9 protein-coding genes are annotated in these 11,776 nt (G+C 69.8%); 5 read left to right on the top strand and 4 right to left on the bottom strand.

Annotated features, from left to right (window positions below):
* Nucleotides 1–516: 516 nt before the first annotated feature.
* Both GT042_RS18450 and GT042_RS18445 read right to left on the bottom strand, forming a co-directional pair.
* Nucleotides 517–1,335: a sugar phosphate isomerase/epimerase family protein gene (locus tag GT042_RS18450; protein WP_161309818.1), complete on the bottom strand. Its 819-nt coding sequence runs from the start codon at nucleotides 1,333–1,335 to the stop codon at nucleotides 517–519.
* Nucleotides 1,336–1,551: 216 nt separating this feature from the next.
* On the bottom strand, nucleotides 1,552–2,634 hold the full coding sequence (locus GT042_RS18445; protein ID WP_161309817.1) for a LacI family DNA-binding transcriptional regulator: 1,083 nt from the start codon (nucleotides 2,632–2,634) through the stop codon (nucleotides 1,552–1,554).
* Nucleotides 2,635–2,815: 181 nt separating this feature from the next.
* Here GT042_RS18445 and GT042_RS18440 point away from each other — a divergent pair, with 181 nt between their 5' ends.
* The 5 genes from GT042_RS18440 to GT042_RS18420 all read left to right on the top strand — a co-directional run bounded on the left by GT042_RS18440 (nucleotide 2,816) and on the right by GT042_RS18420 (nucleotide 10,095).
* Complete coding sequence (locus tag GT042_RS18440) at nucleotides 2,816–3,967, top strand: Gfo/Idh/MocA family oxidoreductase (protein WP_161309816.1); 1,152 nt, start codon at nucleotides 2,816–2,818, stop codon at nucleotides 3,965–3,967.
* Entirely contained in the window at nucleotides 3,964–5,136 is a 1,173-nt protein-coding gene (locus GT042_RS18435) for a dihydrodipicolinate synthase family protein (protein ID WP_161309815.1), read from the top strand. Before GT042_RS18440 ends, GT042_RS18435 begins: the two co-directional genes overlap by 4 nt.
* Entirely contained in the window at nucleotides 5,133–6,008 is an 876-nt protein-coding gene (locus tag GT042_RS18430; RefSeq protein WP_161309814.1) for a sugar phosphate isomerase/epimerase family protein, read from the top strand. Before GT042_RS18435 ends, GT042_RS18430 begins: the two co-directional genes overlap by 4 nt.
* 379 nt (nucleotides 6,009–6,387) lie before the next feature.
* Entirely contained in the window at nucleotides 6,388–8,610 is a 2,223-nt protein-coding gene (locus tag GT042_RS18425; RefSeq protein WP_161309813.1) for an ATP-dependent RecD-like DNA helicase, read from the top strand.
* Nucleotides 8,611–8,772: 162 nt separating this feature from the next.
* Nucleotides 8,773–10,095 (top strand): citrate synthase, encoded by a 1,323-nt coding sequence (locus GT042_RS18420; protein WP_161309812.1) that lies wholly within the window; start codon nucleotides 8,773–8,775, stop codon nucleotides 10,093–10,095.
* 528 nt (nucleotides 10,096–10,623) lie between these two features.
* Here GT042_RS18420 and GT042_RS18415 read toward each other — a convergent pair.
* Together GT042_RS18415 and GT042_RS18410 are read right to left on the bottom strand one after the other, a co-directional pair.
* Nucleotides 10,624–10,878: a cation transporter gene (locus GT042_RS18415; RefSeq protein WP_161309811.1), complete on the bottom strand. Its 255-nt coding sequence runs from the start codon at nucleotides 10,876–10,878 to the stop codon at nucleotides 10,624–10,626.
* 201 nt (nucleotides 10,879–11,079) lie between these two features.
* The coding region (locus tag GT042_RS18410) for a TetR/AcrR family transcriptional regulator (RefSeq protein WP_237530916.1) at nucleotides 11,080–11,776 on the bottom strand (697 nt) is incomplete at its 5' end.

Here is an 11,776-nt window from a genome sequence, read left to right as displayed (position 1 = left end):
GGGGTTGTCGGGGAACCTTCCCCCGGGCCGCCCCCCTCTGCCTTCCCTTGCGGTTTCGGGGTGGGGGTCAAGGGTGACCGCAGGTCATCGCGAAGCGACGCGACGCAGGAGCGCCCTTGACGCCCGGCCCGAAACCGCGACACTCAACCGCAAGGGGCGGCCCCACCCCGCCTCATTCGACGCCGGGCACCCCGACTACCTCTCGGTCCGAACCCGCACCCGCCCCCGAACGCTCCGCGCCCCCACATTCCACTCCGCCGGCAGCTCGCCCCCACAGAACACGCAGAAGAAGTCCCCCTCCCTCACCACGTTCACCTCTCGGCACTGCGGATCCGGGCCCCGCCCAAGCAGCGGCGGAACACCACCCGCACCTCACCGCCCGGCCGCACCGACGCGGCTCTGATCGCGACCGGGCCGACGTACTCGTACACGTAGATCAACCTACTCGTCCACCTCGGCCGCAGCCCCGCCTCAGTCCCTCCACCTCAACGACCCCTCACCTCAGCAACCCCAGCCTCAACGCCCCCCACCCACCAGCCCCTCCAAATACCCCCGCCCAGCCTCCAGCAGCCCCTGCAACTCCGGCGCCTTCGGATACCAGCGCTTCTCGTACTCCCAGCACACCCAACCGTCGTCACCCGCGTCACCCCCGGCACCGCCGTCCGCCAGAAGCGCCATGCACTCCGCCAGCGGTAGCACCCCCGCCCCCAGCGCCAGCGGAGTCGTGTCCTCCGCCGAGGCGATGTCCTTGACCTGTACGTAGCCCAGGTGCGGCGCCAGTACCGCGTGCGTGGTGATCGGGTCCTCCCCGCCCAGCCACGTGTGCATCACGTCCCACAACACACCCACCTGCGGGTGCCCCACCGTCCCCAGCACCCGCGCCGCGTCCACGCCCGTACGGTGCGAGTCATGGGTCTCCAGCAGGATCCGTACGCCGAAGTCGGCGGCCACTTCCCCCGCCGCGCCCAGCCGCCTTGCCGCCGCCGCGTCGGCCTCCGCCGGGTCCTGGTCCCCGCCGCCCGGGAAGACGCGGACGTTCGCGGCGCCCAGGTCACGGGCCAGCCAGAGGAGGTCGTCGAGTTCCTGCCGTACGGAGTCCTCGTCGGCCGTCGTGTCGGCGACCCGTACGTACCCGGCGACCGTCAGGATCTCGACGCCGGCCCGCTTGAAGTCGTCCACCACCGAGGCCCGCTCGGCCGCGCCGATTCCGGGGTGGACCGGTTCCTCCGGGTGGGCGCGGAGCTCCACGCCCTGGTAGCCGGTGGCGGTGGCCAGTCCGACGACCTCAGGGATGGGCAGGCCCGGCACTCCGAGGGTGGAGAAGGCGAACTTCACGAGATTGTTCCTTTCCGAACGAGGCATCGGAACGACATCTGAACGACGCATTCCAGGACATCAAGCCATCACACCCCAGTACCCCGTCACCGCTGATCACACCCCCCGACGCCCCTCCGACCACACCCCTGACCTCGTCCGAGCCGCCCCCGACCACACCCCCTCACCCCGCCCGAGCCGTCCCCGACCGACCGACCGCACCCCTCACCCCAACCCTCACCCCACCCGCGCCACCCCCGTGGACCCCCGCACCATCAGCTCCGCCCCGATCGTCGCGATCCCGCCCGGCGGCGGCGCCTCCGTCCCCATCGCCAGCCGCCCCGCCCGCGCCCCCGCCTCGTACAGCGGCAGCCGTACCGTCGTCAGCGCGGGCATCGCGTCCACCGAGAACGGCAGGTCGTCGAAGCCCGCCACCGAGATGTCCTGCGGGATGCGCAACCCCTGGTCGCGGATGGCCGCGCACGCCCCCAGCGCCACCGTGTCGTTCGCGCCGATCACAGCGGTCAGATCCGGCGCCCGGCGCAGCAGTTCCAGCGTCGCCTCGTACCCTGACCGCCGGGTGTACGGCCCGTGCACGGTCAGCAGCTCCTGATCAGCGGCCTCACCGGCCGCACCAGAAACCCCACCCGCCCCCAACGCCTCCCGATGCCCCTCCAGCCGATGCCGCGTCGTCGTCCGCTCCGCCGGCCCCGCCACGTAACCGATCTTCCGGTGCCCCAGCGCCAGCAAGTGTTCCGTCAGCCGCCGCCCGCCCCCACGGTTGTCGAACGCCAGCGCCGCCACTATCGCCTCGCCGTCCGGCAGCGGCGGCCGGCCGCACAGCACCACCCGCGTCCCCGCGTCGGCGAGTTTGGCCAGTTTCGAGGCCATCGCGGCGATATGGTCCGGATCTTCGAGGGCCCCGCCCGTCAGGACCACGGCCGCCGCCCGCTGGCGCTGGAGGAGAGTCAGATACGTCAGTTCGCGCTCCGGCGAGCCCCCCGTGTTGCAGACGACGGCGAGCTTCTCGCCGCCCGCCCGCCCCGTGCCCTCCTGGCCGCCGATCTCCGTCTGCGCCGCCCCCGCCATGATCCCGAAGAAGGGGTCCGCGATGTCGTTGACGAGGATGCCGACCAGGTCCGACGTGGCGGCGGCGAGCGAGCTGGCGGGGCCGTTGAGTACGTAGTCCAGCTCGTCCACCGCCCGCAGCACCCGCTCCCGGGTGGTCGCGGCCACCGGGTAGTTGCCGTTCAGCACGCGGGACACGGTGGCGGGCGACACCCGCGCGCGGGCCGCCACATCCGCCAGGGTGACCGTCATCGTTCGCCTCCAGAGAGCGGGCTGACTGTCATCGCTTTCCTCCGAGGGATACGAGGGTGAGTGCCGGGCGGACCGGACCACGAGGGGTGAGATCCCGGCCCGGCTCTTGTCCGTCCCGGAATCGCAGGCTAGCTTCATACCCTATAGAAAGCGCTTGCTACGGCCGTATGGAGGGAACTTCGTGACACGCAGGACAGTGCGGATCGCCATGAACGGCGTCACGGGGCGGATGGGGTACCGGCAGCATCTGCTGCGCTCCGTCCTCGCGATCCGCGAAGAGGGCGGCCTGGACCTCGGCGGCGGCGAGGTGCTCTGGCCGGAGCCGGTCCTCGTCGGGCGCCGCGAACACGCCCTGAAGGAGATCGCCGAACGCCACGGCCTCACCGAATGGTCGACGGATCTCGACGCCGTTCTGGCGGACGACACGATCTCCCTCTATTTCGACGCGCAGGTCACCTCGGCCCGCGTCGAGTCGGTCAAAAAAGCCATCGCCGCCGGCAAGCACATCTACACGGAGAAGCCGACCGCCGCCGACCTCGCCGGCGCCCTCGACCTGGCCAGGCTCGCCCGGAGCGCCGGAATCAAGCACGGCGTCGTCCAGGACAAGATCTTCCTGCCGGGTCTCCTCAAGCTCAAGCGCCTCATCGACGGCGGCTTCTTCGGCCAAATCCTCTCCGTACGGGGGGAGTTCGGCTACTGGGTCTTCGAGGGCGACTGGCAGGACCCCCAGCGCCCCTCCTGGAACTACCGCGCCGAGGACGGCGGTGGCATCACCGTCGACATGTTCCCGCACTGGGAGTACGTCCTCCACGAACTCTTCGGCCGTGTCACCACCGTCCAGGCGCACATCACCACCCACATCCCCGAGCGCTGGGACGAGCGGGGCAAGCCGTACGCCGCCACCGCCGACGACGCCGCGTACGGCATCTTCCAGCTGGAGGGCGGCGTGGTCGCGCAGATCAACTCCGCCTGGTCGGTACGGGTCAACCGCGACGAACTCGTGGAGTTCCAGGTCGACGGTACGCACGGCTCGGCGGTCGCCGGTCTGCGCCGCTGCCGCGTGCAGCACCGCAGCGCCACCCCCAAGCCGGTGTGGAACCCGGACCTCCCCGTCACCGAGTCCTTCCGCGACCAGTGGCAAGAGGTCCCGGACAACGGGGAGTTCGACAACGGCTTCAAAGCGCAGTGGGAACTGTTCCTGCGCCACCTCGCGCTCGACGAGCCGTACCGCTGGGACCTCCTCGCGGGCGCGCGCGGGGTCCAACTCGCCGAGCTGGGGCTGCGGTCCTCGGCGGAGGGCCGCCGCTTCGACGTACCGGAGCTGACCCTGTGACCCTCCGACTGCCGTCCGCCGGAGGGGAGTTGCGTACGTACACACCCCGCACCGAACCCGCGCACTTCGTCGCGGCAGTATCACCCCACCCCGCCCCCCTCACCTCCCGCACGGTCTTCTCGGCGGCCCACGTCGTCGCCGACCCCTACGCCGACACCAGCCCCGACGCGCCCGCCGCCGTCGACTGGGACGCCACGCTCGCCTTCCGCCGCCACCTCTGGTCGTACGGGCTCGGGGTCGCGGAGGCCATGGACACCGCGCAGCGCGGCATGGGGCTGGACTGGGCGGGCGCCGCCGAACTGATCCGCCGCTCCGCCGCCGAGGCGAAGGCGGTCGGCGGTCGCATCGCCTGCGGGGTCGGCACCGACCAACTACGCCCCGGCGTACACACCTTGGGCGAGGTGAGGGTCGCGTACGAGGAGCAGCTCGCGCTCGTCGAGGCGACCGGTTCGCAGGCCATCCTCATGGCGTCGCGCGCGCTCGCGGCGGCGGCGACGAGCCCCGACGACTACCTCGACCTCTACGGGCACCTCCTGCGCCAGGCCGCGGAGCCCCTCGTACTGCACTGGCTCGGACCGATGTTCGACCCCGCGCTCGACGGGTACTGGGGCAGCGGGGATCTCGACACCGCCACCGAGACGTTCCTCCAGGTCATCGCCGCGCATCCCGACAAGATCGACGGCATCAAGGTCTCGCTGCTGGACGCCCGGCGGGAGGTCGAGCTGCGCCGTCGGCTGCCCCGGGGCGTGCGCTGCTACACGGGCGACGACTTCAACTACCCCGAGCTGATCGCGGGCGACGAACAGGGCTTCAGCCACGCTCTGTTGGGGATCTTCGATCCGCTGGGACCGGTGGCGGCGGAGGCGGTACGGGTCCTGGACACCGGCGACACGAACGGTTTCCGCGAACTGCTCGATCCCACGGTGGAGTTGTCCCGCCATCTTTTCCAACCACCCACCCGCTTCTACAAGACGGGCGTGGTGTTCCTGGCGTGGCTGGCGGGCCACCAGGACCACTTCACGATGGTCGGCGGACTCCAGGCGGCGCGTTCGCTGCCCCATCTGGCGCGGGCGTACGAACTGGCGGACGAGCTGGGCCTGTTCCCGGACCCGACGGTCGCCGAGGCGCGGATGGGGTCGCTGCTGGACGTGTACGGAGTGAGCCGATGACGGAAGATCCGAACAGCGCCACCGCCGCCGGCACGGGCACGGGCCCCGCCCCCGACCTCAGCCGCTTCAGCATCAACCAGATGACGGTCAAACAGCTCTCCCTCCCGGAACTGACCGAGGCCTGCGTACGCTTCGGGATCTCCGGTGTCGGCCTGTGGCGTGCGCCTGTTCAGGAGTACGGAGTCGAGGCCGCCGCCAAGCTCGTACGGGACGCCGGGCTCACCGTCACCACACTCTGCCGAGGAGGCTTCCTCACCGCGATCGACCCGGCCGCACGCGCCGAGGCACTCGCCGACAACCGGGCGGCGATCGACGAGGCGGTGGCGCTCGGCACGGACACGCTGGTCCTCGTCTCCGGCGGACTGCCGCCCGGCAGCCGCGACTTGGCGGGTGCCCGGGAGCGGATCGCGGACGCGCTCGCCGAGTTGGCACCGTACGCCGGTGAACGAGGCATCCGGCTCGCGATCGAGCCGCTGCACCCGATGTTCGCTTCGGACCGGTGTGTGGTCTCCACGCTCGACCAGGCCCTCGAACTGGCCGAACGCTTCCCGGCGGAGCAGGTCGGGGTGGTTGTGGACACGTACCACGTCTGGTGGGACGACCGGGCGCCCGCGGCCGTCGCCCGCGCCGCCGACCGTGTGTTCTCCTTCCAACTGGCCGACTGGACCACCCCCCTTCCCGCCGGAGTCCTGAACGGCCGTGGCCAGCTCGGCGACGGATCGGTCGACCTGCGGGCCTGGCGCGCGCGGGTGGACGCGGCGGGGTACGGCGGGCCGATCGAGGTGGAGCTGTTCAACGACGAGCTGTGGAAGAGGGACGGCGTGGAGCTGCTGACGGAGGTAGTGGAGCGGTACGTGACGCACTCCCGCTAGGAAATCCCCCTGCCTCCGCCGACAGTGACGCGGCCTCAAAAAATAACGCTGCGGATTCGTGCAACCATCTCAGCGTGAGATGAGTCGTATAGGTCGGCAAGGTTTTCGGGGGACGGATCCGGGGGGATCAGGAAGCCTTGCCGGTGGGGGGAGCGCGCGGGGCCCGGTCTTCTGACCGGGCCCCTAGTAGCGCGCCGGGGCGTCCGGAGACGCCTTTCACGGGCTCCCCGGAACGGCGCTCCCCGGGAGTTATCCACAGGCCGGGCGCGATGTCGGAGTCCGGCGGTAGCGTCAGTTCATGCCCAACCAGTCCACTCATCCGCCCTCCACGCCAACCGCAACCCCCTCTTCCTCCCCGTTCCCTTCCCCCTCCTTCGCCGTGCTCGAAGCCGTCCTTGAGCGCATCACGTACGCGAACGAGGAGAACGGCTACACGGTTGCCCGGGTGGACACCGGCCGGGGCGGTGATCTCCTCACCGTCGTCGGCGCGCTGCTCGGCGCGCAGCCGGGCGAGTCGCTGCGGATGGAGGGGCGTTGGGCCTCGCATCCCCAGTACGGCAAGCAGTTCACGGTGGAGAACTACACGACGGTCCTGCCCGCCACCATCCAGGGCATCCGCCGTTACCTCGGATCCGGCCTGATCAAGGGCATCGGCCCGCGCATCGCGGACCGGATCGTGGAGCACTTCGGGCTGGACACCCTGGACATCATCGAGGAGGCGCCGAAGAGACTCGTGGAGGTTCCCGGGCTGGGCCCCAAGCGGACGAAGATGATCGCCGCCGCCTGGGAGGAGCAGAAGGCCATCAAGGAGGTCATGATCTTCCTCCAGGGCGTCGGTGTCTCCACCTCCATCGCGGTGCGGATCTACAAGAAGTACGGCGACGCCTCGATCTCGGTGGTCAGGAACGAGCCGTACCGCCTGGCGGCCGACGTCTGGGGCATCGGCTTCCTCACCGCCGACCGGATCGCGCAGGCCGTCGGCATCCCGCACGACAGCCCGGAGCGGGTCAAGGCAGGCCTCCAGTACGCGCTGTCGCAGTCCACCGACCAGGGCCACTGCTTCCTGCCCGAGGAGCGGCTCATCGCGGACGCCGTGAAGCTGCTCCAGGTCGACACGGGCCTGGTCATCGAGTGCCTGGCCGAGCTGACCACGGAGGACGAGGGGGCGGTGCGCGAGCGCGTGCCGGGGCCGGACGGCGGGGAGCCGGTCAACGGGATCTATCTGGTGCCGTTCCACCGCGCGGAGCTGTCCCTCTCCGCCCAGGTGCTCCGGCTGCTGCGGACCGGCGAGGACCGGATGCCGGCCTTCCGGGACGTCGCGTGGGACAAGGCGCTGGCGTGGCTCGCCGACCGTACGGGCGCGGAGCTGGCGCCCGAGCAGAGGCAGGCGGTCCGGCTCGCGCTGACCGAGAAGGTCGCCGTCCTGACGGGCGGCCCCGGCTGCGGGAAGTCCTTCACGGTCCGCTCGATCGTGGAGCTGGCGCGTGCGAAGAAGGCCAAGGTGGTGCTGGCGGCCCCCACCGGGCGCGCGGCCAAGCGGCTGGCCGAGCTGACGGGCGCCGAGGCGTCCACGGTGCACCGGCTGCTGGAGCTGAAACCGGGCGGGGACGCGGCGTACGACAGGGAAAGACCCCTGGACGCGGACCTGGTGGTCGTGGACGAGGCCTCGATGCTGGACCTGCTGCTCGCCAACAAGCTGGTGAAGGCGGTGGCGCCGGGCGCCCACCTCCTGCTGGTGGGGGATGTCGACCAGCTGCCGTCGGTGGGTGCGGGGGAGGTGCTGCGGGATCTGCTGGCGGAGGGCGGGCCGGTGCCCCAGGTCCGGCTCACGCGGATCTTCCGCCAGGCTCAGCAGTCGGGCGTGGTCACCAACGCCCACCGCATCAACTCGGGGGTGCATCCGATCACCGAGGGCCTCTCCGACTTCTTCCTCTTCGTGGAGGACGAGACGGAGGACGCCGGCCGCGTCACGGTGGAGGTGGCGGCCCGCCGGATCCCGGCGAAGTTCGGGCTGGACCCGCGGCGTGACGTCCAGGTGCTGGCCCCGATGCACCGGGGGCCGGCCGGCGCGGGCGCGCTGAACGGTCTGCTCCAGCAGGCCATCACGCCGGGCCGCCCCGACCTGCCGGAGAAGCGGCTGGGCGGCCGGGTGTTCCGGGTGGGGGACAAGGTCACCCAGATCCGCAACAACTACGAGAAGGGCGAGAACGGGGTCTTCAACGGCACGGTCGGGGTGGTCACCTCGCTGAATCTGGAGGACCAGCGGCTGACGGTGCTGACGGACGAGGACGAAGAGGTGCCGTACGACTTCGACGAACTGGACGAACTGGCGCACGCGTACGCGATGACGATCCACCGGTCCCAGGGCAGTGAGTACCCGGCCGTGGTCATCCCGGTCACGACGGGGGCCTGGATGATGCTCCAGCGCAACCTCCTCTACACCGCCGTCACCCGGGCCAAAAAACTGGTGGTGCTGGTCGGCTCGCGCAAGGCCATAGGGCAGGCGGTGCGAACGGTCTCGGCGGGCAGACGTTTCACCGCCCTGGACCACCGGCTGTCGGGCCTTTCGCTCCCCGACGACCGGCCCGCCGTACGCAACTGAGCGCGTGGACTTTCAGAACGGGTGCGAAGAAGGCAGGATGAACAGGTTCGCGGCACTGAGTGCCGCGGATAGGCCTAATGGCCGACCCCGAGTGCACTCTCCTGAGCCAAATGGGGGATGGTAGAGACAGTCAGGGCACCTCGAAGAAGAGGCACTACGTCGGTGAGGGATGACGTGAGCGAGAAACGCGACAACGACGCGAACGACGCGGTAGTACTGCGGTACGGCGACGGCGAGTACACCTATCCGGTGATCAACAGCACCGTCGGCGATTCGGGCTTCGACATCGGAAAGCTCCGTGCTCAGACCGGCCTGGTGACACTGGACAGCGGGTACGGCAACACCGCCGCCTACAAGTCCGGGATCACCTACCTCGACGGCGAGGAAGGCATCCTCCGTTATCGCGGTTACCCCATCGAACAGCTGGCCGAGCGCTCCAGCTTCGTCGAGGTGGCGTACCTGCTGATCAACGGCGAGCTTCCGACCGTCGACCAGCTGGCCTCGTTCAAGAACGAGATCACCCAGCACACGCTGCTGCACGAGGACGTCAAGCGTTTCTACGACGGCTTCCCGCGCGACGCGCACCCGATGGCGATGCTGTCCTCCGTGGTCAGCGCGTTGTCGACGTTCTACCAGGACAGTCACAACCCGTTCGACGAGAAGCAGCGCCACCTCTCGACGATCCGGCTGCTCGCCAAGCTTCCGACGATCGCGGCGTACGCGTACAAGAAGTCGATCGGCCACCCCTTCGTCTACCCGCGCAACGACCTCGGGTACGTCGAGAACTTCCTGCGCATGACGTTCTCGGTCCCGGCGCAGGAGTACGTGCCGGACCCGGTCGTGGTCGCCGCGCTCGACAAGCTCTTCATCCTGCACGCGGACCACGAGCAGAACTGTTCGACGTCCACGGTGCGTCTGGTCGGCTCCTCGCAGGCGAACATGTTCGCCTCGATCTCCGCCGGCATCAGCGCGCTGTGGGGCCCGCTGCACGGCGGCGCCAACGCCTCCGTCCTGGAGATGCTCGAAGGCATCCAGGCGGCCGGCGGCGACGTCGACTCCTTCATCCGCAAGGTGAAGAACAAGGAAGACGGCGTGAAGCTCATGGGCTTCGGGCACCGCGTCTACAAGAACTTCGACCCCCGGGCGAAGATCATCAAGGCGGCGGCGCACGACGTTCTGTCGGCGCTCGGCAAGTCCGACGAACTGCTCGACATCGCGCTCAAGCTGGAGGAGCACGCGCTGGCCGACGAGTACTTCGTCGAGCGCAAGCTCTACCCGAACGTGGACTTCTACACCGGCCTGATCTACCGGGCCATGGGCTTCCCGACCGAGATGTTCACCGTGCTCTTCGCGATCGGCCGGCTGCCCGGCTGGATCGCCCAGTGGCACGAGATGATCAAGGAGCCGGGATCCCGCATCGGCCGTCCGCGCCAGATCTACACCGGCGAGGTCCTGCGCGACTTCGTCCCGGTCGAGGGCCGCTGACCCCGGCGGGCCCGCGGGCCTCCCAGGAGGCCCGCGGACAGGCTCGCAGAACGCAGAACGCAGAACGCAGAACGCAGAACAACGAAAAGCGCCCCGCCGCCGATCCCCCCACGGGTCGGCGAGCGGGGCGCTCTCCATATCCCCGGATGCGGATTCCCCCCACGGGATCCGGCCCGGGCGTCTGCTGAAACCAACAGCGGGCTTCTCGCTGCGCTCTGACCGGGGTACGTACGTACGGGAGGGCCGCTCAAGCTCCCCGCGGTGCACGTGCCCCGGTCGATCGCGCCTGTCCGGAACGTCCCCCAAGACGTCCCATGACATGCCTTCGAACGTCCCCCAAGACGTTCTCCGGCATCGCCTTCTAAGACACGCGAGCTGCCCGAATGGTTACCCCTCAATCTATGTGATCTAGATCTCTTTGTGAAGGTCTTGTGGCTCACATGTAGAGCCGCAGGCCGTCGAGGTCAAGAACCACGGAAACAAGGGGTGAACCCACGCCCAGACCTACGATTATGTGACTGTCGACGGTCAGACGTGTTCGACCAGCTCGTATCCCGCCTCGTCCACGGCCGCGCGAACGGCGCTCTCGTCCAGTACCGATTCGGACGCGACTGTCACCTGGCCGGTGGCGGCCGTGGCCTGGACGGACGTGACGCCCTCGATCGTGGAGATCTCGCCGGAGACGGCACCTTCGCAATGGCCGCAGCTCATGCCCTTGACCTGGTAGACGGTGGTGACTCCGCCGGAGGTCCCGGTGGACTCGGTCGTCGTCTCGGTGGTCATGGCGTTCTCCTCTTCGAGAGCATTCGACAGCATCGTTACCCGCTTAGGGGTGCGCCGGGGGATCGCGGGAGGCCCGTGACACCCCGACTCCTCGAACTTTACCCCTAGGGGGTATGAAAGCGAAGCCGGGGGCCACCCCCGCGCGGCACCCGTGCCGCGCCGCCCGTCCCAGCCCGTCCGGCGCTCCGCCGCGGACACGCCCTAGCAGCCCGCCTCGCCCACGAGCGGGCTCAGATAGCGGTGGAGGACGGTCTTCAGTTCCTTCGTGTACGCGTCGCGCTCGGCGCCCTCGTGGGTGAGGATCAGCCCGAGTCCGGCCTTGAAGACGGCGAAGATCATGTTCGCGGTCCTGGTGATGTCGGCCGGCGGCGCGTCCGGCAGGTACCCGGCCAGGATCTCCTCGGTGCGTTCCATCAGGCCGCCGTGCAGCTTCTCGTGCCGCAAGGTCTCATGACCGGGGATGTCGGACCCCTGGATGAGCACGGCGAAGGCGGGATTCGCCTGGTTGAACTCGATGAGCGGGTCGAGGACGGCGTCCAGCAGCTCGTCCAGCGGCAGGTTCAGGTGCGCGGGCAGGAACGCCTGGCCGTACGTCTCGCGCCAGCGCCGCAGCAACTGGTCGCCCAGCTCGACGGCGATGGCTTCCTTGTTCGGGAAGAACTGGTAGAGCGTGCCGGGCGAGACGCCCGCCTCCCGGGCGATGGAGTTGGTGCTCGCGGCGGTGTAGCCGGTGGTGCAGAAGACGTTGGCCGCCGCGTCGAGCAGCTGGGCGATGCGGCGCTCGCCGCGGGCCTGTCGGCGCCGCGGCTTCTCCGCTCCCGCGTCGGCCCCGGTCTCGGCCCCCGCACCGGCCCCGGCTCCCGCGCCCTCCCCGGCTCCCGCGTCGGCACCGGCCCCG

The sequence above is a fragment of the Streptomyces sp. SID3212 genome, from assembly GCF_009865405.1.
In the GTDB taxonomy this organism is placed as follows: Bacteria; Actinomycetota; Actinomycetes; order Streptomycetales; family Streptomycetaceae; genus Streptomyces.
Note: the sequence above shows the minus strand (reverse complement) of the source record. Positions and strands in the feature narration are given on the sequence as shown.